General features: G+C 57.1%; 26 protein-coding genes, 1 tRNA gene and 1 pseudogene. 11 read left to right on the plus strand and 17 right to left on the minus strand.

From position 1 onward, the window contains the following. Positions 1 to 107: 107 nt before the first annotated feature. Positions 108 to 1,172, plus strand: coding sequence for a class I SAM-dependent methyltransferase (locus tag ACQZ6D_RS27445; protein WP_013762449.1), 1,065 nt, complete (start codon positions 108 to 110; stop codon positions 1,170 to 1,172). A gap of 161 nt (positions 1,173 to 1,333) precedes the next feature. Here ACQZ6D_RS27445 and ACQZ6D_RS27450 read toward each other — a convergent pair. The 3 genes and pseudogenes from ACQZ6D_RS27450 to ACQZ6D_RS27460 all read right to left on the minus strand — a co-directional run. Then, positions 1,334 to 1,456 (minus strand): annotated as a pseudogene (locus tag ACQZ6D_RS27450) (type II toxin-antitoxin system Phd/YefM family antitoxin); the annotation flags it as partial. A 384-nt stretch (positions 1,457 to 1,840) separates the two neighbouring features. After that, a complete protein-coding gene (locus ACQZ6D_RS27455; RefSeq protein ID WP_013762445.1) occupies positions 1,841 to 2,032 on the minus strand; it encodes a hypothetical protein in 192 nt (63 codons plus the stop codon). 33 nt (positions 2,033 to 2,065) lie between these two features. Continuing rightward, positions 2,066 to 2,269, minus strand: coding sequence for a hypothetical protein (locus tag ACQZ6D_RS27460; protein ID WP_026331086.1), 204 nt, complete (start codon positions 2,267 to 2,269; stop codon positions 2,066 to 2,068). 152 nt (positions 2,270 to 2,421) lie between these two features. On the opposite strand from ACQZ6D_RS27460, the gene ACQZ6D_RS27465 reads away from it, so the two are divergent. Together ACQZ6D_RS27465 and ACQZ6D_RS27470 are read left to right on the plus strand one after the other, a co-directional pair. Further along, a complete protein-coding gene (locus ACQZ6D_RS27465) occupies positions 2,422 to 2,610 on the plus strand; it encodes a hypothetical protein (protein WP_025594784.1) in 189 nt (62 codons plus the stop codon). A gap of 51 nt (positions 2,611 to 2,661) precedes the next feature. Next, the gene (locus tag ACQZ6D_RS27470) at positions 2,662 to 2,901 is read left to right on the plus strand and encodes a DUF6894 family protein (RefSeq protein WP_006315847.1); all 240 of its coding nucleotides are present in this window, start codon (positions 2,662 to 2,664) and stop codon (positions 2,899 to 2,901) included. Here the strand turns inward: ACQZ6D_RS27470 and ACQZ6D_RS27475 are convergent. Beyond that, positions 2,884 to 3,630 carry a Crp/Fnr family transcriptional regulator gene (locus ACQZ6D_RS27475; RefSeq protein ID WP_111802309.1) on the minus strand — a complete coding sequence of 249 codons (747 nt, stop codon included), beginning with the start codon at positions 3,628 to 3,630 and terminating at the stop codon, positions 2,884 to 2,886. The two genes, ACQZ6D_RS27470 and ACQZ6D_RS27475, sit on opposite strands and share 18 nt — an antisense overlap. 261 nt (positions 3,631 to 3,891) lie before the next feature. Between ACQZ6D_RS27475 and ACQZ6D_RS27480 the strand changes: the two genes are divergently transcribed. Beyond that, positions 3,892 to 4,230 carry a hypothetical protein gene (locus ACQZ6D_RS27480; RefSeq protein ID WP_025594786.1) on the plus strand — a complete coding sequence of 113 codons (339 nt, stop codon included), beginning with the start codon at positions 3,892 to 3,894 and terminating at the stop codon, positions 4,228 to 4,230. Positions 4,231 to 4,254: 24 nt separating this feature from the next. On the opposite strand, the gene ACQZ6D_RS27485 is transcribed toward ACQZ6D_RS27480, so the two are convergent. Next, positions 4,255 to 4,482 carry a hypothetical protein gene (locus ACQZ6D_RS27485; protein WP_112496993.1) on the minus strand — a complete coding sequence of 76 codons (228 nt, stop codon included), beginning with the start codon at positions 4,480 to 4,482 and terminating at the stop codon, positions 4,255 to 4,257. A gap of 268 nt (positions 4,483 to 4,750) precedes the next feature. Here ACQZ6D_RS27485 and ACQZ6D_RS27490 point away from each other — a divergent pair, with 268 nt between their 5' ends. The 5 genes from ACQZ6D_RS27490 (at position 4,751) to treZ (ending at position 10,112) form a co-directional block, all read left to right on the plus strand. Further along, positions 4,751 to 5,110, plus strand: coding sequence for a hypothetical protein (locus ACQZ6D_RS27490; protein ID WP_013762440.1), 360 nt, complete (start codon positions 4,751 to 4,753; stop codon positions 5,108 to 5,110). A gap of 15 nt (positions 5,111 to 5,125) precedes the next feature. Beyond that, on the plus strand, positions 5,126 to 5,908 hold the full coding sequence (locus ACQZ6D_RS27495) for a Crp/Fnr family transcriptional regulator (protein ID WP_173995336.1): 783 nt from the start codon (positions 5,126 to 5,128) through the stop codon (positions 5,906 to 5,908). Between the two features lie 124 nt (positions 5,909 to 6,032). Then, the gene (locus ACQZ6D_RS27500; RefSeq protein WP_003518990.1) at positions 6,033 to 6,260 is read left to right on the plus strand and encodes a hypothetical protein; all 228 of its coding nucleotides are present in this window, start codon (positions 6,033 to 6,035) and stop codon (positions 6,258 to 6,260) included. 514 nt (positions 6,261 to 6,774) lie between these two features. Further along, a complete protein-coding gene (gene glgA, locus ACQZ6D_RS27505) occupies positions 6,775 to 8,304 on the plus strand; it encodes a glycogen synthase GlgA (RefSeq protein ID WP_448730438.1) in 1,530 nt (509 codons plus the stop codon). A gap of 26 nt (positions 8,305 to 8,330) precedes the next feature. Beyond that, the gene (gene treZ, locus ACQZ6D_RS27510; protein WP_112496990.1) at positions 8,331 to 10,112 is read left to right on the plus strand and encodes a malto-oligosyltrehalose trehalohydrolase; all 1,782 of its coding nucleotides are present in this window, start codon (positions 8,331 to 8,333) and stop codon (positions 10,110 to 10,112) included. Between the two features lie 116 nt (positions 10,113 to 10,228). On the opposite strand, the gene ACQZ6D_RS27515 is transcribed toward treZ, so the two are convergent. Beyond that, positions 10,229 to 10,753: a sigma-70 family RNA polymerase sigma factor gene (locus tag ACQZ6D_RS27515; RefSeq protein WP_013762435.1), complete on the minus strand. Its 525-nt coding sequence runs from the start codon at positions 10,751 to 10,753 to the stop codon at positions 10,229 to 10,231. A gap of 181 nt (positions 10,754 to 10,934) precedes the next feature. Between ACQZ6D_RS27515 and ACQZ6D_RS27520 the strand changes: the two genes are divergently transcribed. Both ACQZ6D_RS27520 and ACQZ6D_RS27525 read left to right on the plus strand, forming a co-directional pair. Beyond that, on the plus strand, positions 10,935 to 11,060 hold the full coding sequence (locus tag ACQZ6D_RS27520) for a hypothetical protein (RefSeq protein ID WP_019567401.1): 126 nt from the start codon (positions 10,935 to 10,937) through the stop codon (positions 11,058 to 11,060). A gap of 156 nt (positions 11,061 to 11,216) precedes the next feature. Then, positions 11,217 to 11,447 carry a hypothetical protein gene (locus ACQZ6D_RS27525; RefSeq protein ID WP_013762433.1) on the plus strand — a complete coding sequence of 77 codons (231 nt, stop codon included), beginning with the start codon at positions 11,217 to 11,219 and terminating at the stop codon, positions 11,445 to 11,447. Positions 11,448 to 11,468: 21 nt separating this feature from the next. On the opposite strand, the gene ACQZ6D_RS27530 is transcribed toward ACQZ6D_RS27525, so the two are convergent. The 11 genes from ACQZ6D_RS27530 to ACQZ6D_RS27580 all read right to left on the minus strand — a co-directional run bounded on the left by ACQZ6D_RS27530 (position 11,469) and on the right by ACQZ6D_RS27580 (position 18,941). Further along, positions 11,469 to 11,666 carry a hypothetical protein gene (locus ACQZ6D_RS27530; protein WP_003519000.1) on the minus strand — a complete coding sequence of 66 codons (198 nt, stop codon included), beginning with the start codon at positions 11,664 to 11,666 and terminating at the stop codon, positions 11,469 to 11,471. Positions 11,667 to 11,765: 99 nt separating this feature from the next. Continuing rightward, the gene (locus ACQZ6D_RS27535) at positions 11,766 to 12,392 is read right to left on the minus strand and encodes a cysteine hydrolase family protein (RefSeq protein WP_162694270.1); all 627 of its coding nucleotides are present in this window, start codon (positions 12,390 to 12,392) and stop codon (positions 11,766 to 11,768) included. Between the two features lie 9 nt (positions 12,393 to 12,401). Beyond that, on the minus strand, positions 12,402 to 13,061 hold the full coding sequence (locus ACQZ6D_RS27540) for a DUF6766 family protein (protein WP_013762431.1): 660 nt from the start codon (positions 13,059 to 13,061) through the stop codon (positions 12,402 to 12,404). Between the two features lie 81 nt (positions 13,062 to 13,142). Continuing rightward, positions 13,143 to 13,643 carry a YciE/YciF ferroxidase family protein gene (locus ACQZ6D_RS27545; protein WP_112496989.1) on the minus strand — a complete coding sequence of 167 codons (501 nt, stop codon included), beginning with the start codon at positions 13,641 to 13,643 and terminating at the stop codon, positions 13,143 to 13,145. Between the two features lie 48 nt (positions 13,644 to 13,691). Beyond that, positions 13,692 to 15,830, minus strand: coding sequence for a catalase (katE, locus tag ACQZ6D_RS27550; RefSeq protein ID WP_448730439.1), 2,139 nt, complete (start codon positions 15,828 to 15,830; stop codon positions 13,692 to 13,694). A 68-nt stretch (positions 15,831 to 15,898) separates the two neighbouring features. Further along, on the minus strand, positions 15,899 to 16,507 hold the full coding sequence (locus ACQZ6D_RS27555; RefSeq protein WP_013762428.1) for a general stress protein: 609 nt from the start codon (positions 16,505 to 16,507) through the stop codon (positions 15,899 to 15,901). Between the two features lie 26 nt (positions 16,508 to 16,533). Then, a complete protein-coding gene (locus tag ACQZ6D_RS27560; RefSeq protein ID WP_142851672.1) occupies positions 16,534 to 16,851 on the minus strand; it encodes a PepSY domain-containing protein in 318 nt (105 codons plus the stop codon). Positions 16,852 to 17,105: 254 nt separating this feature from the next. Continuing rightward, on the minus strand, positions 17,106 to 17,723 hold the full coding sequence (locus ACQZ6D_RS27565; RefSeq protein ID WP_448730441.1) for a flavodoxin family protein: 618 nt from the start codon (positions 17,721 to 17,723) through the stop codon (positions 17,106 to 17,108). 104 nt (positions 17,724 to 17,827) lie between these two features. Beyond that, on the minus strand, positions 17,828 to 18,235 hold the full coding sequence (locus ACQZ6D_RS27570) for a low affinity iron permease family protein (protein WP_113049431.1): 408 nt from the start codon (positions 18,233 to 18,235) through the stop codon (positions 17,828 to 17,830). Between the two features lie 205 nt (positions 18,236 to 18,440). Then, positions 18,441 to 18,728, minus strand: coding sequence for a transposase (locus ACQZ6D_RS27575; protein ID WP_448730440.1), 288 nt, complete (start codon positions 18,726 to 18,728; stop codon positions 18,441 to 18,443). Positions 18,729 to 18,864: 136 nt separating this feature from the next. Next, positions 18,865 to 18,941, minus strand: a tRNA-Met gene (locus tag ACQZ6D_RS27580). Positions 18,942 to 19,240: the final 299 nt, after the last annotated feature.

Genomic DNA, 19,240 nt, shown 5'->3' on the forward strand with positions numbered 1-19,240 from the left:
GACAAATTCAGGGTATTCGGCTATATTACTTCGCCTACGAGCATTCACTGACGCGTAAATTTTCGGTCAGCCTTTGCCCGCCAACCCAATTAATTGGGGGGAATGAAATGACACAGCTCGACGAAACAAAACTGAATTCTTTTATTGGCAAAATACTGGGCGATCTAGGCGGAGCCTTCAGTGTTCCAACTGTTAGGATTGGCTTGAGACTGGGGCTGTTCGATACGTTGCACCGCGCCGGACCGCTAACATCCACAGGCCTTGCGGCAGCCTCCGGTAACCTGTTGGAGCGCTACGTCAGGGAGTGGGCGCTGGCACAGGCGGCAAACGGCTACATCGACTACGACAGCGGTTCCGGGATGTTTAGTCTCTCACCCGAGCAGGCGATGGTGTTCGTCAACGAGGACAGCCCCGTCTATCTCGAAGGGGCTTTCGATCTGGTCGCGGCGATGATCGAGGGAGAGCCCAAGGTTGAGCACAGCTTCCGGACCGGCGGCGGGGTGCGATGGGGTGACACTGCAGCTTGCCTGTTCTGCGCAACGGGCGCGTTCTTTCGGCCGGGATATGTGAACAATATTGTCCAATCGTGGCTGCCCGCCCTTCATGGCGTCGAGGACAAACTGGTGAAGGGCGCCCGGGTCGCCGATGTCGGCTGTGGCGTCGGCTTCTCGACAATTCTTATGGCCGAGGCGTACCCCAACGCCAGCTTCACAGGCTATGACTTCCACGAGCCATCCATAGAAGAGGCCAACAAGCATGCCCGAAGCCATGGGGTGGACGACCGGGTGAAATTCGTGGCGGCGACGGCCAAAGACATCAAGGATACGGATTTCGATCTCATCACCAGTTTCGACTGTCTGCATGATATGGGTGATCCGCGTGGGTGTGCGGGGCACATGTCTCGTATCCTCAAAAATGACGGCACCTGGATGATCGTTGAACCTATCTCGGGCGACCGCCCGGCGGACAATATGAATCCTGTCGGCCGCCTTTACTACAATGCATCAACCATGATTTGCGTGCCAACGTCACTTGACCAGGAGGTGGGTGAAGGATTGGGAGCTCAAGCTGGCGAAGCTAAGCTCTCAGAGGTCATTCGTTCGGGTGGCTTTTCCAGCGTCAGGCGAGCCTTCACCGGGCCTTTCAACATGGTTCTGGAAGCGCGGGTTTAGGAGTGTTTCGGGAGCGTTGCGCGCCAGCATTGTAGACCAGAGCATTTGCCAGTTCATAGTGCGGAACATGGCGACGAGATTTGGTGGCTATCAGCCGTTAGTGCTCGTGCGTCGTCGGCGAGGTTGCGGCGCTTTCCGATGAGGCGCTCGAACTCGCGTTACGTCATCAACACATGAGATGGCCTGCCGCGATGGGTGATCGTCACGGATCCCGCTTGGGCGGCTTTCTTTGCCTTGCTAACGTCAAGATCGACTTCACTGCAGGAAAAACGTGTCATGGTCATCGGAAACCTCTATGTAATCCGAAATCCGCAATGCGGAGGAGCCACCTCCCCTGCGGCATCCCAATCTGGCAAAATTTTATCATGAGGAGATCGCTGCTCTTCACGACCAGCTTGGCAACGAGGAGACGAGGGTACAGGCGGCCGACAAGCTTCGCACGCTGGTAAACCGCATTGATCTCGTGCCGATGGTGCGGAACTGGTGATCGTACTACGCGGCGATCTGACGCGATCCTGACGTTTGCTTCGGGCAAGAGGAAAACAGAGTTCCTCAACGAGAGGCGTCTTTCTCAAGATCGAGCGCGTCGCTTTCCTTGGTCACCTTCTGCGACCATTTCTTTTTCTTTTTCTTTTTTTCCCCTTTTTCACTGTTTCTCTCCCGGCGAATCATGATTTTCGGTATGGGTCATGGGTATGGTGACTGTCACGCCCACGACCTCCTCCGGAAACCCTGCTCTTCGAACGCTTGTCGTTATCTGCGGCGGGTTTCTTGATTTCCAAGGGTGCCTTCGCGTTTTCATGCGATGCACCCGGCCCGCCCTGACGGATGCTGGCCGGTATTTTTGTTGAAGTGAACATGTCTTCCTCCGGTCGCAACGGACGAGCCGCGCATTACTTCTCGTCGCGCGTTTTCATTGCGTCGGAAACACGCTTCTTACGTGGGTTTTTGACGTTCTCCCCAACAGCCTCCCGATCGTGCTCGGGATCGTCAAGGGGCTCCATGTAGCCGCTGGGGCGGGTTTCCTTCGGCCCCTCCCAACGGGGTGATTGGTCGGTGGTGCCGGGAGCGCCACCTCGTGGAGAATTATTGGTCATCATTGCCTCCGGTTGGGTTGCGAACCCACCCAACCTCTTTGCGGCGACGATGTTCCGCGAAGACAACAACACAGCAGGGCAACTTTTTTCGAAACAATTTCGCGTTGCCCCGGTTAGGCGCGAGAGAAAATTCAATCCGAGGGAACATGACGATGACGGACAAATCCGGCAAATCCGATCGCATCTCCAGAATGGCTTATGAGCAGCAGCAGGACTTTATCAGGCGCTCGTCACTGCAATTCCTGGAATGCGCTATTCATTTATGCGCGAACAATATGAGCATTTCCGAACTTGCCGCCCGGCTTGAGAAACAAGCCCAATATTTGCGACACTTCGGCTGAGGACAAGCCGCGGTGCGCCTACGGCGACCATGTCTTTCCTGAGGAACCAACATGCCAAGATTTTTCTTCACCGTGATCAGCGGCAAAAACATCCTCGATGATCCGGAAGGCAGCGATCTGCCGTCGCTCGACCGGGCGATCGAGGAGGCGCTCCAAGATGCCCGGGCGCTGATGAGCGAGGCAGTCCTGCAAGGGCGCGACATCTCGGAAGGATGCATCATCATCCGGAATAAACAGCAGGAAGTATTGAAAGTCGTCCGCTTCGCCGACGCGCTAGGCAGAAATGACTGATGGCGTTGCAACGTCCGTCCGCATACGAGTTATCAGTTTTTCATATTCTTTTTCCGGGACGCCGTAGGTCGTGTCGGCGACGTCTTCCAATATGCTTCGATTGACGATCCGGACGTTTCCTCGGCTGGCACGGATGGCATGAATGCCTTCGAGAACATGCAGCTCGTTGGTGATGCCCGGCCGCCGCACGCCAAGAACCGTGGAGAGGAACTCATGGGTGATCGGCAGATCATCGGCATCGAGCCGGTCATGACACATCAGCAGCCAGCGCGCGAGCCTTTCGCGCAGACTGTACTGCCCATTTGCCAGCACAAGCTGGCCCACCTGAAGCAGACAGATATTGATATAGCCCAGCAAAAGCTCCCGCAGCCGCACGTCATTCTCCATCTCCTGTCGCAGTTCGACGGCGGGGATCAGAAAGCCACGGCCGCCGACACCCATGACGGTTTCATCCGGCGTGGTTTCCGCGCCCAGAAGAGCGGGCCAGCCGGTGATCCCCTCCCGGCCGACGAGCACGGTTTCTATACTTTTACCGCTATCGTTATGAACGACGGTGGATGCCAGACCGGTTTCGATGAAACAGAGATGGGAAACAGGCACGCCAGGCGCAACGAGCTGATACCCCGCCGGCAGATCGACGTGCTCCATTCGAGACGCGAGCCGTGACAGCCCTTCCATGCCCAGGGTTTTCAATAGCAGGTTATAAACAAAAAAATCAGATCCAAGCATAGCGGTTCGCCCGGTTCGCCCCTTGCTCGAAAACAACAATATGCAGCGGTCATATTAACAGCGGAAAATCGCATGAAAACAGTGAGTACGTTTCCGTACGAATTTGCAGGAGGGTCCCTTGCTGCATCGGGGAATGGCCGAACAGGCGAAATTCTTGCCGGGACGACTTAGCGAAAGCAATCCGCCGCATCCGCCTTCAATATCTGGAACAAGCTCTTCCAATCGTGGTTAGGGGCTGCCAAACAGGGAGGCTTGAACACCATGAAAAAGAACACCGAATACCAGATCACGGCGCATGAAAATGGATGGGCCGTCGTCATCTCTGATATCATAAGAGGCGTTTATCCCAGCCGACATCTCGCGCTCGCGGCAGCAAAGCTGCTGGAGAACGATATGCTGCGGACCGAAGAGGCGAGACGCTTCGCTCAAACTACCCATATGACGCTGACCGATACCGCAGCCCCCAATCGGGTGTCCCGGTCGCTTCAGGTGATGGTGGCGGTGCCCCATCAGGTGGATGTTGCCCTGCGACGCAGAAGCGCAGAAATCAGCGTTCCACCGTCGACTGATGGTCACAATCTGGAGGCGGGTAAAGTCTAGGCGAAATGACGGGCCGGCGCCGTCTCACGCGGTGCGACCGGGATGCGTCGTGATTAAAAAATAGAGCGCAATGGCGGCCGCCAGCGCAAATATCACAAGCGCATAGACCATCATGGTTTTCCAGGTGCGTTTGCGGCGGCGAAAATCGCCGTCATCTACGCCGATGGGTGAAAACTTTGAATCGAGCCTTTCACTTACCGGTCGGTTTATATCCTGCTCAAGCCTGATGCTTTCCCGTGGCGGATCAGCCAAGTCATTGTCTTGCCTGCATCCGATACCTCCTCATGGGCGCGCGGCATCCCAACCCCGCCCATCCGCAATTGTTCCGCCCCCGAAGCGGGACGGCGGCGAGGAAAACCGCCGCAAGAGGTTTTCATCATCGGGACGCGATGCCCAACGCCGCGCCAGCCCTCTCGCGCTTGTTTGATAAATTCCGACTGGGGGCGGCTGAAATCATCCTGCTCAGGCGTTATGGTAAGCGGAAAGGCACACGCATGCAGTGGTATGCGAGGAGTAGAGCATGCAGACAGTCAAACGCCTCACCATCGCAATCATTGGCATGACTGATACCGTGACGCCGGAAATCAGAATGGCCTGGTTTCACGCGCAGATTGGCCTTGAAGGACCGTATTCCGCCAGTTTCATAGAGAGTGAAGACGCTCTGAAATTTACCGCCGCGATTATCGACATCCGTTACGAGGCGAACGTCCTGCTACGCCTCACAGAGCAGTTGGATGGTGAAGCCATTCCCTATCTTTTTTTCGTGCCCGACGCGGTCATCGATAGCGAGCCGGGACCTTTTGTCCTCTCCAGGCGTTCGGAAGACATTGAAAACATTGTTTCCGCCTTGATGGCGCAAGGAAGAGACATCAGACATTAGAGGGAGGCACGTGTCATGCTGAAGCAACGCGATAGCCATGGCGAAGCGAATATTCTGCTTTCTCATTTACCTGATGACGTCCGGGTTGAGGTTGGAGACGCGTGCAGGCCCATCAAACTCGCACTGGGTGACATGTTGATACCCGCCGGCGGGGCCATCGAGGGTGTCTTCTTTCTGTTATCCGGCATAGCTTCGGTCGTTGTCGTGACCAAATCGGGGCGCAAAACCGAGGCGGGAGTTGTCGGCAAAGAGGGGTTCGTGCCGGCGGGAGCCGTAGCTGGCGCGGAAACGAACCTGACCGAGATCGTCATGCAGGCTCCGGGCGAAGCACTTTTCATGGATATCAGGTCGTTTGACGCGCTTATTTCAAAATATCGGGTATTCTTCGACATTCTCGTCTGCGCCCTCCACGTCTCAAGAACACAGATACAATTCACGGCATCTTCGAACGCCACCCAGTCCGTAACGGAGCGCCTCGCCCGCTGGCTCCTGATGTGCCACGACCGGGTGGAAAGCAATCAGCTGCAACTGACCCACGAATTCCTGTCAACCATGCTGGCAGTCAGACGCGCGAGCGTAACGGACGCTCTCCACGTGCTGGAAAGCCTTGGGTTCATTCGCTCCGAAAGGGGACGAATTACGATCAAGAACCGCGAGATGCTTGAGACCTATGCCGGCGATCTCTACGGCGTGCCCGAGGAGGAAAACAATCGAATGCTCGCCCGATTTATGCGCAAATACAGCTCTGATTCCGCGCTTGACGACCTGACTGCTGTTGCGAGCGAGGGCGTTCGCTAGGCCCGTCGGCCGTTCTCAGTTGTCGTTGGTACGCTTGCGGACATTTACCTTTGGTCGTTTCTCTATAAGATAAATGCATCTTCCCTCATGCTGTGAAACGCCGAGCGCGTTTCAAGGAGGTGAAATGCAAACCAATCACGAATACCTGAGTGCTGGAATTTTTCTGAACGAAGACATCAATATCGTTAAGGCAGCCTACGAAAATGTCGTGTCTGCAGAACGCGATCCGGCTCTATGCCCTGCAGACGTCGCCCGCTATGTCCTGAAAATGTATGATCGCGGCGTCGTCGATCCGTCGAAACTCCAGCAATTGGCCGCTCTCTATTTCCGAACCAAATTGCGTGTCGGCTGACATCCAGGTCTGACGGGTGGCATCCTGTCACGATTTCAGCTTAGTTTTTCACCTCCGAGGTTTCCGATTATCCTGCATCTCGCCATGCGGGTGGGCAGAACGTTGCCGTGTTCCGACCGTCGATCGATCCGTGAAACGACACGATCACGATATGAAAGTCAGCCGGCGGACCGGGAACAAACCTGCGTAGGCACGGTTCGGGTTGCTCCAAGGAACTCATACCGAACGAGGTTATCAAATGACCCGGAAAACTCTCCCTATTCCAGAAGACAACCGGAGCCACCAGGGCCCCGGTGACAATGGCCGCCTGAGCACGGAAGACGCCTCATCTGCCCAGGAACAGAAAGCTTCGACCCAGACGGGCCGGCAGGCAAACATAAAGATTAACTCGACCCATCAAGGGCACCGGCAGGACAGGTAATGCCCGCCTGTTCCCGGCAGGCGGCTTGGTTGTCACCAACCTGTTTCCGGGCTCCTCGCAATCTAAGATCAATGCGGTTCCTGGAGGCGCCAAATGCGGATTCTTGCCGTGACGGCCGAAATGTTTCCATTCGTCAAAACCGGCGGATTGGCCGATGCGGCAGGTGCTCTGCCGGAGGCGCTGGCGAGACAGGGGGCGGATGTTCGTACATTGCTGCCTTTGTACCGCAGGCTCACGCCACTTATCCGCGGAAAGGAGCCATGTCTGAGTGCAACTGTTCTTGAGCAGCCGGTATCGGTTTATCCCGTTATCTCAGACGGTCAACAACTGCTGCTTCTGGAAGCGTCGGACCTGTTCGACAGGGACGGCCATCCCTATGGCATAAAAGGCGAGCCTTTTTCCGACAACGATCTGCGCTTTGCGGTCCTTTCCAAGGTTGCAGCGAAAATCGCAATCGGTGCGATTGACGGCTGGAAGCCCGATCTCGTTCACGCGCATGATTGGCACGCGGCCTTAAGCTGCGTCTACCTCGCCGAGGCAACGCCGCAGGTGCCCTCCGTCCTTACCCTTCACAATCTCTCGTTTCAGGGACAATATCCACTGGAGCGGGCGGGCGTTCTCGGATTGCCGCCCCACCTCTGCACGGTGGATTGCCTCGAATATTATGGCGACATGTCGTTTTTGAAGGGTGGCCTGACGACCGCATCGGCCGTGACGACGGTAAGCCCCACTTATGCAAGAGAAATCCTCACACCGGAAATGGGAATGGGAATGCAGGGCGTTCTTGCTAAGCGGCGCGAGAACCTGCGCGGCATCGTCAACGGCGTCGATCAGGACGTCTGGAATCCGGCGACGGACCCTTACATTCTCGCCAATTTCACGGCTGCCACGGCTACGAGACGGAGCATCAACAAATATGCCTTGCTCCAGGCCCTTGGTCTTGCCCCTACCCAGGGCCCGGTCTTCGGCGTGGTCAGTCGCCTGACCTGGCAAAAGGGGATCGATCTCCTCCCTCACGTCGTACCCCTTATAATTGAAAGGAAAGGCAGGCTGATCATTCACGGAGAGGGGGATACGACACTGGAAGACAGCTTGCAGGCGCTGGCAAAGCGTTATCCGGAGCTGGTCTGCGCCCATATCGGCTATGACGAACGGCTGGCGCACATGATCCAGGCCGGCTCGGATTTCATCATCCAGCCTTCGCGGTTCGAACCATGCGGGCTGACGCAGCTCTACGCGCTGCGATATGGCGCGCTGCCCATCGTCAGCCGCACGGGCGGGCTGGCGGAAACCATTATCGACGCCAATGACGCGGCCATTGAAGCGGGCGTGGCGACAGGCTTTCAATTCGAGCCGGCGAATACAGACGATCTGTGCGCAGCACTGGACCGCGCCATTAACGCCTATAATGACCGGGAACTTTTCCGGCGGCTTCAGGGGCAGGCCATGCAGGCTAATTTTTCCTGGGACAAGAGTGCCGCACAATATATGGCGCTTTTCGAGAGCCTTGTTGGCAACAGCAAGCGCAAAAAGAACGCGGTCGCCGACTTCAGACCCGAGACTTTTGCAAAGATAAGAGCTGACAGGCGGCAGGCGGGAACCCCAGGATCACCAACAGGTTAGGCCACTGGCAACAGGAGGCTCTGGTGATGAATGCAGCGAATTATCGCAAATGGGGTGTGCAGCGCAATCAATCCGGCGACACGGATTTCAGCATCTGGGCACCCGCCTCGGCAACGGTGAAACTGTGGCTGAACGACGCGGAATTCGACATGCAAACGGCCGGGAACGGCTGGCATAACGCCACAAAACCCACCTCCGCCGGCGATCGCTACGGCTTCATACTGGATGACGGGACAAGGGTTGCGGATCCCGCTTCCAACCAGCAGGACGAAGGCCCGCTCGGCCCCTCCCTTATCGTCAACCATGACTTCCACTGGAAAAACCCCGACTGGAAAGGCCGGCCGTGGCTCGAAGCGGTCGTCTATGAGCTTCATGTCGGAACTTTTACAAAAGAAGGAACATTTGCGGCCGCAGGGGAGAAGCTCGAATATCTCGCAGGCATCGGTGTGACGGTTGTCGAACTCATGCCGCTTGCTACCTTCTCGGGCAGTCGCGGCTGGGGTTATGACGGCGTTCTGCAGTTCGCGCCCCAGCGAGATTATGGAACGCCCGAAGACCTCAAGGCCTTTATCGATAAGGCCCACGCCCACGGCATCATGGTGCTGCTGGATGTCGTCTATAACCACTTCGGCACCACGGGGAACGCAATTGAGGCGTTTGCTCCCACATTCTTCAAGCCGGGCGGGACGCCGTGGGGACCCGCGCCGGACTTCAACCGCGCCGAGGTGCGGTCGCTCTTTCTCCAGAACGCGCTCTACTGGCTAGAGACATATCGGTTTGACGGGCTGCGGATCGATGCCGCCGACCATCTCGCCGGCGGCGACGGAGACGTCGATTTTCTGATCGAGATGGCGGGGCACGTGAAACGGGCGATAACGAGCAGGCATGTCCATATCGTTACGGAAGACGCGCGAAATGCAGCCTCACCCATGACACCTTCGTCTGATGGCCTCGTCGGTGTCGATGCCGAATGGAACGACGACTTTCACCACGTTATTCATGTTGCCACCACGCATGAGGACGGCGGCATTTACGAGGATTTCGCCAACCAGCCCTATGACGGTCTTCGCCGCTCGCTCGCAACCGGCTTTGTCTATCAGGGCCACCCGCGGCCTTCTCATAATTTTGCCGGAAGCGGTGAACCCAGCGGCCATCTCCCGCCCCACCGGTTCGTAAACTTTCTGCATAACCACGATCAGGCCGGTAACCGCCTGCGCGGGGAGCGGCTGCGTTCCCTGATACAACCTCCCCTTTTCGATACGCTTGAGACAATCCTCCTCCTCGCCCCGCAGACGCCGCTGATGTTCATGGGCGACGACCATGGTTCGACCAACCCGTTCTTCTTTTTTTCCGACCACCCTGAAAACGACCGGGAGCAGGAGATCAAGAATCGGCTGAAACAGGCGGAAAGCTTCCAGGGCGAATTACCTCCCGAGGCCCCAGAGGTGGTGCTGGATCCGAATGATCTGCACACGATGCAAATCTCGACCCTGAAGTGGGATGAGGCGGAAACGACCGAGGGGAAGCTGGCAAGGGAAAGGATGAAGGCATTGCTTGAGAAACGGCGCCGGTACATCTGGCCGCTCCTGTGCTCGGATTTCGAGAGGGCAGTTTCCCTTGACTGCGAAACCCAGTGTCTGGCGATCGACTGGTATTTCAGCGCGGGACGGCTGGAAATGCGCGCCAACCTTTCGCCAAACCTCACCAGTCTTCCGACTGTGCAGGGGGAAACCTTTTTCCGGCACGGCAGTATCGAGGGCACGAGGTATGACGATTATGCCCTGCAATTTGCGATCGGTGACCGCTGATAGGAGCAAAGAAACAAAACGGCCGCGGCAATGTCTTGCGCGAGAGGTTCAACTCACCGAAAGATGATTTCCGGCGATCCGCCGGAAAGGCGCTCTCGAGTGTGAGAAATTACACTTTAGTCAAGATTGCGCCGAAGCGATTCCCTTGCCCTGTTCACCCGGCTTTTGATGGTGCCCACCCGGCAGCCGCAAATGGCCGCGGCATCGGAGTAACTCGTCCCTCCGGCGACAAGCAGAAGAGCTTTTTTCTGATCCTTGTCGAGATCCCGTATAGCCCGCATGACTTCCTGATGCTGCACACGCCATTCCTGGCTGGCAGGGGTAGACATGGTCTGCTCGATACCAACGGGTAAGCCTACACATTCGCGTTTAGACACCTTGTAGCGGGTACAGAACGTGTTGCGCAAAATGGTGAAGAGCCACGATTTCAAAGCCGTGCCGGGCGTAAAACCGTGCAGGGACCGCAGTCCTCGCAACATCGTCTCTTGAACGAGATCGTCGACATCCTCTTCATTCCTGACGAAGCGGCGGGCAAAAGCCGTCAAGGCCGGCGCCAGATCTGCAATACCGATACGCAACACCTCCAGCTGCGAATCATTTAATGTGTTTCCGGAAACTCCACTCACAGCGTGCTTGGCCATTTTCCCATCCTTTCACCATGGGCAAATGGCTCGGCAGACGCTTGGTTGCTGTACGCCAACGTACAATAGCGAAATCCGCGACGATCCAAAGGTCTCATTGAGAACACCCGGACCGCGTCTACGCTCGCGTCCCGACAACGTGGCTTCAGGCACTTTTCGCACTGCCGGGTGATTGTTTCCGATGCCGCTGTTCAATCATGCGTTCCGCGTTTTCTCTCGTCTGTTCCCTGTCTTTGCGGCTTTCATCGCTATTGCCAGCACGGGCGTCATCCGTACCGGGCTCTGGCTTGGCGTCATCGTCTGGTAGGCTCATCGCTTCATCTCCGCTTGTGGTTTCCAAAATGAGGGACCCGCTATCCCCGCAGTTTTCTAACCATGCAGCCTGAAGGATGTTCCGGCGTGATGAAGGCCTGAGGGAACACTGTCGCCGGAAAATGGTTAGGGAGGTATCAAGGAGGATGTCATGAACAAGGACGACAAGCTCAAGCAGATCCATAAGGACAGCGAGCCGCAATTTGCGCGCGGCAAAAAAACCTCTGATAACAACGGCGTCGCGAGCGCGAAGCCAAGGGTTATCACCGGCTCGGACGACGCAACCGCCAACAAGCTGCCGCCCGGCGTCAAAAAACCCGAAAAAGACTGGGATTTGAACTACGATGAACGGGACACCAACGAGGGTGATTTCAGGGGTTAATCCGATCGACAATCGCAATTTTCACCGTGCCAGGTCCTCGATCAGAAGTTCGATGGATTGTGGCTCGGCGCCCTCTCGTGTCTGCACCGTCAATACGCTGCCGGTGTTCAGAACGCCCTCAAGCACGGTACGCTCGCCCACAATGATCTTGATGACCTTCGGGGTCGCAGCCTCGATATTCAGGCTGTTGCTGGTTTCGTGATCGACTCTCTGGGTCACGGCTGGACCTCCGTTGCTGGGAAGATTGGTGGCCTAACTGCGCTCGGCCAGGCTTGTTCCCTTTCTTCCGTTGCTGTGATGATGAATAGTGACGCTGGCTCACGACAATCTTACGGACCGCCGACCGGATTGCGACGGAAGAGTACCGAGGAGTGTCGCCGTATCGCAGACCTGCAGCTGCGTCGAATAACGGCCGGAGAGCAGCTTTAACGCTGCGTCGTGTGTCGCATCCCTTCCACTGCAAAGCGCGTCCTCTACCAGAATGACATGGAAACCTTGGTCTATCGCACCCAGAACGGTGGCGAGAACGCAGACATCCGTTTCTCCGCCTGTTATCACAATCGTCGATACATGCTCTTTCCGCAGGATTTCGCCGAGACCCCCATGTTGCCACGGCGAATAGACGCTTTTGCGGAAGATACGGGCGGGTGGGATATAGCGCGATAGGGAGGGGATTACCTCGATGAGCTCGGGAGGCAGGGACTGCTGCGTCATCATCGGCCATTTTTCATAATAGGCGCGCCACGCACCGGGAGCCTCTTCTACGGTTTTAGGCGGTATAAAACAGGTGAAGATACAGCGGGCGGCATCCGCCCGAACCACGGCCTCCACCTCCTCGCTGATGCGGTCCATCCATTCGACATGCCATGGCGTATCCTCGGCGAAAACGCGCTGCATATCGACGCACAGGTGCCGCCAGTCTCCCTCGTCCGAAAATTTGACCATGCCTCCTCCCTACCCGCCGGTCTCGCTGTGAGGAGCGGCAACCGGCTTCGATTCCGGCGAACCGCGAAAGCGCAAGAAGATGGAAAGAACGACGAGGACCGCAGTCGACAGAAACTCCGATTGCCAGTTCTGAAACGATTCAAACCAGAATTCTACACTTCCCAAATGCGCAAACAGCGTCGTCTCGGGCTCGCCGTGCATGGCGGCTTCCAACGCCGCCGTGTCGGCACTGTATTTCAGATGCAGGACAAAACTGACGATAAAAAGGAAGGACAGCGCCAGACCCAGGGAATAGGAATAAATGGCACGGATAAATCCTCCAAGTTTTACCGGCCAGGGCGCCTTGGGATCATCTTCTTTTTGGGCAGGGTCTTCATCCTGCGGGGCAGTCTTGTCAGGATCCTTGGACTCCGACGAGCCTCTTTGAAAAAGAAATGCGGTCAGCATCACGTAAGCCGACATCTGGAGGAATTCGCTCTCCCAGTTTTCGAACAAAGCGGAGAGAAAATGACCGCTCTTTGCATAGGAAAAAAACGTGAGAGGCATGGCGTGATGTTGCGCCAGCTCCTCATTGTAAACCGCCCAACCGGTCGCCAGCATACCACCGATCGTCAATACGGAAGTCAGGACAAGGACAATCGCCAATCCATTGTCGCGAAACAGCCTCATGGTTCAGCCTCGCATGAAAGAGACAACTGCGAAATCGAAGGTGCCGCCGGTTTGAGCGGCACCTCCCAGGTGACGGACCGCTTACGCCGCCTTGGATTTGGCCTTCACGTTTGCGCTGGCCTGGGCAAGCGACGAGAGCGCCGTGTCCGTCGCGCTTTCTTCGCCCAGCGTCTGTTCGAACAGTTTGGCCGCTTCCTTCATGCCGAGTTCAACCGCCCACGTCTTCAATGTGCCGTAGCGGGTGATCTCGTAATGCTCCACGGCCTGCGCCGAAGAAATGAGCCCAGCATCAAGCGCGGACGAGCCTTTGAATTCCTCCATGATTTCCTCGCCTTCCGCGATGATGCCCTGGATCGCCTCACAGGTCTTGCCGCGCGCCGGCTTGCCGAGCAGTTCAAAGACATTCTGCAAACGCTCCACATGGACCTCTGTCTCGTCCCTGTGTTTTTCGAATGCCGCCTTCAAGTCCGGCGATTGCGCAGCGCGCGCCATCTTCGGAAGCGCCTTGCGAATCTGGCGCTCGGCAAAATAAATGTCCTTCACCGTATCGAGGAAAAGGTCTTCCAATGTCTTCTCAGCCATTTTTAGTCTCCTGTTGCTTTGGTTGGTGAGTGGGAAATCAGATGTTCGTCATTGCTCATTAACGGAATCGGAGGCCTTGCCGAGTTTCACCGACGGCTCGCGCGCCCACACCCGCAATTTGCCGAGTTCGGACACGAAGGCCGCCAGTCCCTCCTCGCCTGACAAGGGCAGCACCCCCTCATCCATGGCGTCCGCAATTCCCGCTTTTTTCAGAAGCGGCAGCGCCGACTGGTCGTAACCGATGAATTTGCAGTGCTGGAACGCGTCGGCGACGAAATCCCGCGCGGTTGCTTCCTTGATCAGTTCATCGACGGCCGTAGCCGATGTCAGCAGCGCCACCGCATCGAAAAGCACTGAAGGACCGCCATCGATCATGTGATGTGCCTCGATGAAGGTACCGTCCGACGCCGTCACGCCGCCAACCTTGGGCGCGATCAACTCGAAGACGGCTTTTTCGGCTGTTACCGCCTTGGTCAGCCCCTTCAGCAGTTTTGCATCTACACCGTCGGTGATGAGAATACCGAGCTTGCGACCCTCGAACCGTTTGGGCCCACGCTGAACAATACTGAGCGCCGGCGAAGGCTCAAGATCCTGACGGGTCGGCATGGCGGCATCCGCGGGCTTGGGCATGGCTTGCAGGCCGAGCTTCTGCGCTACCGTCGCAGCCAGCGTTTCATCGATATTGAGAAGATGCGCGACCATCCTCTCACGAATGACTGGCGTTTCCACCTTGCTGAGTTCGAAGGTGAGCGCCGATGCGATATGGCGTTGTTCAGGCGGCGTTTGGCTAATGTAGAACTGGCGCGCCTGGCTGTAATGATCGGCAAAACTTTCCGGCCGCAGCCTCGCCTTGGGTCCCTGCTCTTCAGCGGGGAAATGCTGGAAACCACGCATCGGCGATTCCCTTGGACCCTCTCCGAAGGAATTCGGCTGATAATTGGCCCGTCCGGCCGGGTTGCGCACCGCCATATGGCCGTCCTGCTGGAAATGCGCGAAAGGACACTTAGGCGCATTGATCGGCAGATGTGTGAAGTTTGGCCCGCCGAGACGCTTCAACTGCGTATCGAGATAGGAAAAATTCCTGCCCTGCAGCAGCGGATCATTGCTGAAATCGATGCCCGGCGGAACGTTCTGCGTCATGAACGCCACATGTTCGGTCTCGGCAAAAAAGTTGTCCGGCATACGATCAAGGACGAGCCGGCCGACCGGTTTGGGCGCCAATATCTCCTCGGGGATGATCTTGGTGGGATCAAGGACGTCAAAATCGAAACTGTCGGCGAAGTCCTGGTCGAAAAGCTGCACCTGCAACTCCCACTCCGGGAAATTGCCGGACTGGATCGCAGTCCAGAGATCACGCCGATGGAAATCGGGATCGGCACCGTTGATCTTGACCGCTTCGTTCCACGCCACCGATTGCAATCCAAGTTTCGGCTTCCAGTGAAACTTCACGAAGCTCGATTCTCCCTTCGCATTGATGAGGCGGAAGGTGTGTACGCCGAACCCCTCCATAAACCGGAAGGAACGCGGAATAGTCCGGTCCGACATGATCCACATGACCATGTTCATGCTTTCGGGCGTCAGGCTGATGAAATCCCAGAAGGTGTCATGCGCCGTTTGCGCCTGCGGAAAGGCGCGGTCGGGCTCCTGCTTGGCGGCATGAATGAGGTCCGGAAACTTGATTGCGTCCTGAATGAAGAAGACGGGAATGTTGTTGCCGACGAGATCCCAATTTCCTTCCTTGGTGTAGAGCTTCACGGCAAAGCCGCGCACATCCCGCGCGAGATCGGCCGAGCCCTTGTTGCCGGCCACTGTCGAGAACCGCACGAAGGCGGGCGTCTTTTCACCGGCCCTCTGAAACAGGTCAGCCTTGGTGTGGGCGGCAAGGGAGTCATAGGTCTCGAAATAGCCATGCGCGCCGTAACCGCGGGCATGAACCACGCGTTCTGGAATTCGCTCGTGATCGAAATGGAAAATCTTCTCGCGGAAATGAAAATCATCCACGAGAAGCGGCCCGCGAGGACCGACCCGAAGGGAATTCTGGTCGTCCGCAACCGGCCCGCCCTGCGCGGTCGTCAGCACGGGCTCATCGCCAGTGGCAATCTGGTGCAGCTCGCCTCCTTCTCCCCGAACAAGCTTCTGGTCGTGGATGGTAACGGATGATGAGGTGGAATCTGGTTTTTTGGCCATGTTAACTCCTGCAAGGCGTTGACCAGGGACCATGGCGGAACCAGGCCCCTGGAGGACGGACGTTCTCGTCAAATTGCCGAGCGGCGATAGCGGCTACGTTCCTGTTCAATGTCTTCCGCTGCGTAGGGTCTCGATGTCTCGTCGAAACGCGTCCAGCCCTGTTCGCGATAAGCGGCGCGGCGTTCGGCAGGATCAACCCAGCCTTGCCGCTTCAGCACGGCCTCGGCCTCCGGCACCAGATTGTCTTCCACACGGGCGGTTACCAGTGTGCCGCCCCTGCGCACCCCTTCCGCGTAGAGATTGGCATCCTCTTCGGAAACACCCGAGCGGGTCATAGCTCCGATCAGCCCGCCGGCCGCACTGCCGGCAACAGCGCCGCCGGCTGCTCCGACTGCCGTTGCGGCAAGCCAACCGGCTGCAACCACCGGCCCCACTCCCGGGATCGCCATCAACCCAAGTCCCGCCAGCAGACCCCCAGCGCCGCCAACAAGCGCGCCGATGCCAGCACCCGCGCCGGCGCCCTCAGCAGCATTGGAATCGGAATCCTCTCCATGTCGCCTGTCGGCGTTGCTGGCCACAACGCTGATATCGCTTGACGGCACGCCCGCTCGCTCCAGTTCGGAAACGGCAGCGCTCGCATCATCATAGTCATCGAAAAGTCCGGTTACGGTTCTCATGTCATTTCTCCCAAATCCTGCGCGCCTCACTTGGCGACGACGTTGCCCTGATAATCGAGCGCGATGGCGACGGTCTTGCCGCCCTTCATGCCCGATGCCATCCACACGCCCTTGTGATCCTTCGTCAGATTCTTGACCTGGGTGTAACCGGCATCTTCAATCCTCTGTCTGGCCTGCGCCTCAGTGAAGCTATTGGCGCCCTCCACCGGGGCCGTAGGGTTACTGGCGCCCGGCGTGGCGACAGCAGGCGTATCGCCTCCGGGATTGGCGGTCGGCGTCTGCTGGGCGAAAGCCGACAGCGCGCCGCTCCCCAGAAGCAACGCAACGAAAACAGTCTTCTTCATTGGGATTTTCCTCCGCTTGCATTATGGCTCTCCAGCCTCCCTCTCGGGCGTTCCCCCGAGATGGCAAACCCCTTTCAGGGCCGGCATGGACATCTCCCGAACAAACCGACATGCGGAGAGTTCCGAAAAATAATGATCGACGAGGAGAATCTCGTTTCGAAAATTCGGAGCGGATCATGGAGGGCTCGATAGCATACGACCCGCGTAGCCGTTCGAGGGCGTAAGGCCTGCGACACGAACCGGTAAAATGGATATCAGTCCTCGCTGCCCGGATATTGGCTGTTCTTCAGGAGTCCCGCCAAGTGCACCGTGTTGCGCACAAGGATGCTGATCATGGTTTTAACGGCATCAGGCGTCTCATCGAGATCGACGAAATTCTTCGATCCCATCGCCTCCCCTAGCCAATAGGCAACCGCATTTGCCGGGATTGTGAAGCCAACATCATTCAGAGCCTGGAAAAGTTCCGCAGAAACGTGGTGAGCCCCATCCTCATTCCCGACGACTGCCACCGCGGCAACCTTGCCGTAGGAAACCATACGCCCCTGCTCGTCCTTTTCCTCCAGAAATGCATCCATGCGCTCCAGCGCTCGTTTGCACACGCTCGAAGGCTGTCCGAGCCATATCGGTGTGCCAAACAAAAGAATATCGGCAGCAAGAATCTTCTCGAGGATAGCCGGCCAGGCATCCCCCTCGCCTTCGTCTGACGTAACCCCGGCCTTGATGTCATGATCAGCGAGCCAAATCATTTCGCTTTGAACATCGTGATCGCCGAGCTCTTGAAGGATCAGGGCCAGAACTCTTTCTGTCGATGACGGCTCTGCCGATTTGGAGGACTTAAGTGTGGCATTCAACGCAAGGGCCTTGAGAGACATAATAATTCCTTCTGTCAGCGGGCTTTGCCGCGTGTGGTCTTCGGTGACGATGTCACGGCGATGACAAGCGATGGCCGCCGCCGCCATCTGACAAACCGCCCGACCTAACGCCGGGAAAGCAATCGCGCCATGGCATGATGCGGCGGCGGCTTTTCACCTTCAGAGCCGTTTTCCTTTTCCAGCCGAGCGCGGATGTCCTCAATTTCTGCTTCCGTGAGATGCTCGATCCCGATGAAATCCGCCCGCGCCTCCTCCACAGCTCGAAGCAATTCGTCTAGTTTTGCTTCCATCGCCGCAGAATCCCGGTTCTGCGAGTTCTGCACGAGGAAAATCATGAGAAAGGTGACAATGGTCGTGCCTGTGTTGATGACCAGTTGCCAGACCTCAGAAAACCCGAACAGCGGCCCGCTTATTCCCCAGACGATGACTGTGCCAAGCGCGGCGACAAAAGCTGTCGGCGAACCGGAAAAAGACGCTATGCGGCTCGCTAATTGAGTGAAAAACCTTTCCATGGCGCTGCACCTCATGGCTGACACCGACACTGACGCAGAACACACCTGCCGTATCACCCGCGATCTACGGACCGGCAATGCGTGCTGCGTTCCGTTGCCCCCAAACAAAGAACACGCGCGATGGTTCCGGAACGCGGCGAGTTGGAGCGAGCAGCACCATGCTTTAAGTACGAAGCGAGACGACGTTCACCCGCTGCCAGCCATCTCAAAAGTACAGCACCAGAACGCCATTTCTTCGGGCCAATGTGTAGATGGCAAAGTTACCCTCTTCAGGACGAGGACCACCCACGAACACCGACCCGTTTTTGCGGGCACAGCTACTGCGAGCCAGTTCTTTCTTCAGCCGCCTGTTCTCCTCGGTCACCTCGTCGCCCTTGGCGTTCGACGCCCCAAACCTCTTCTTCCATTCGTATAGTGAGAGCTGGGCAACGCCGTGACGTTGAGAAACCTCGCAACCGGATAGCCTTCGCGCGTGGTCTGGTGCACGTCTCACATACGCAGCACGATTATCTGGAGATGCTTCGTGCCGGCGAGTTGGACAGGGATCAGAAACGCAAAAAGCTCCTCGACGCTTGCGCGGAGGAGCATTTTGTTAAGCGATTTGAATGGTTAAACATTCAAGTTTGAATTGGTTGCGGGGGCAGGATTTGAACCTGCGGCCTTCAGGTTATGAGCCTGACGAGCTACCGGGCTGCTCCACCCCGCGTTACCAGCGTAAATCTCTATTGGATTTATCGCGACCAGCGTAAATCCCTATTGGATTTATCGCGACTGCATCACAGGGACGCTGTGATGTATAGTTCCGGAGCAAATTGCCGCAGGCGATTTGTCTCCTTTAAGGGACGCACGTTGCGTTTGCCTTATGTTTTCATGTTCCGTAATGCAAAAAGGCCGCTTTGAGCGGCGCTTTGTATCGGCTGGGCCGAAGAGTTTGCTTGAGAAGATATTTGTTGCGTTTTGCAGACCTGGCAGCGACCTACTCTCCCGCGTCTTGAGACGGAGTAC

It is taken from the genome of Agrobacterium sp. 22-3639C2 (assembly GCF_053522105.1).

Bases quoted from the DNA above. Each gene is read 5' to 3' on its own strand.
- ACQZ6D_RS27480 (WP_025594786.1), top strand. From the start codon at position 3,892: ATGAAAAAGAACACCGAATACCAGATCACGGCGCATGAAAATGGATGG.
- ACQZ6D_RS27535 (WP_162694270.1), bottom strand. From the start codon at position 12,392: ATGGTCAAATTTTCGGACGAGGGAGACTGGCGGCACCTGTGCGTCGAT.
- ACQZ6D_RS27460 (WP_026331086.1), bottom strand. From the start codon at position 2,269: ATGACCAATAATTCTCCACGAGGTGGCGCTCCCGGCACCACCGACCAA.
- glgA (WP_448730438.1), top strand. From the start codon at position 6,775: ATGCGGATTCTTGCCGTGACGGCCGAAATGTTTCCATTCGTCAAAACC.
- ACQZ6D_RS27515 (WP_013762435.1), bottom strand. From the start codon at position 10,753: ATGGCCAAGCACGCTGTGAGTGGAGTTTCCGGAAACACATTAAATGAT.
- ACQZ6D_RS27475 (WP_111802309.1), bottom strand. From the start codon at position 3,630: ATGCTTGGATCTGATTTTTTTGTTTATAACCTGCTATTGAAAACCCTG.
- ACQZ6D_RS27490 (WP_013762440.1), top strand. From the start codon at position 4,751: ATGCAGACAGTCAAACGCCTCACCATCGCAATCATTGGCATGACTGAT.
- treZ (WP_112496990.1), top strand. From the start codon at position 8,331: ATGAATGCAGCGAATTATCGCAAATGGGGTGTGCAGCGCAATCAATCC.
- ACQZ6D_RS27465 (WP_025594784.1), top strand. From the start codon at position 2,422: ATGACGGACAAATCCGGCAAATCCGATCGCATCTCCAGAATGGCTTAT.
- ACQZ6D_RS27520 (WP_019567401.1), top strand. From the start codon at position 10,935: ATGCCGCTGTTCAATCATGCGTTCCGCGTTTTCTCTCGTCTGTTCCCT.
- ACQZ6D_RS27560 (WP_142851672.1), bottom strand. From the start codon at position 16,851: ATGAAGAAGACTGTTTTCGTTGCGTTGCTTCTGGGGAGCGGCGCGCTG.
- ACQZ6D_RS27445 (WP_013762449.1), top strand. From the start codon at position 108: ATGACACAGCTCGACGAAACAAAACTGAATTCTTTTATTGGCAAAATA.
- ACQZ6D_RS27540 (WP_013762431.1), bottom strand. From the start codon at position 13,061: ATGAGGCTGTTTCGCGACAATGGATTGGCGATTGTCCTTGTCCTGACT.
- ACQZ6D_RS27525 (WP_013762433.1), top strand. From the start codon at position 11,217: ATGAACAAGGACGACAAGCTCAAGCAGATCCATAAGGACAGCGAGCCG.
- ACQZ6D_RS27570 (WP_113049431.1), bottom strand. From the start codon at position 18,235: ATGGAAAGGTTTTTCACTCAATTAGCGAGCCGCATAGCGTCTTTTTCC.
- ACQZ6D_RS27555 (WP_013762428.1), bottom strand. From the start codon at position 16,507: ATGAGAACCGTAACCGGACTTTTCGATGACTATGATGATGCGAGCGCT.
- ACQZ6D_RS27470 (WP_006315847.1), top strand. From the start codon at position 2,662: ATGCCAAGATTTTTCTTCACCGTGATCAGCGGCAAAAACATCCTCGAT.
- ACQZ6D_RS27495 (WP_173995336.1), top strand. From the start codon at position 5,126: ATGCTGAAGCAACGCGATAGCCATGGCGAAGCGAATATTCTGCTTTCT.
- katE (WP_448730439.1), bottom strand. From the start codon at position 15,830: ATGGCCAAAAAACCAGATTCCACCTCATCATCCGTTACCATCCACGAC.
- ACQZ6D_RS27545 (WP_112496989.1), bottom strand. From the start codon at position 13,643: ATGGCTGAGAAGACATTGGAAGACCTTTTCCTCGATACGGTGAAGGAC.
- ACQZ6D_RS27500 (WP_003518990.1), top strand. From the start codon at position 6,033: ATGCAAACCAATCACGAATACCTGAGTGCTGGAATTTTTCTGAACGAA.
- ACQZ6D_RS27565 (WP_448730441.1), bottom strand. From the start codon at position 17,723: ATGTCTCTCAAGGCCCTTGCGTTGAATGCCACACTTAAGTCCTCCAAA.
- ACQZ6D_RS27455 (WP_013762445.1), bottom strand. From the start codon at position 2,032: ATGTTCACTTCAACAAAAATACCGGCCAGCATCCGTCAGGGCGGGCCG.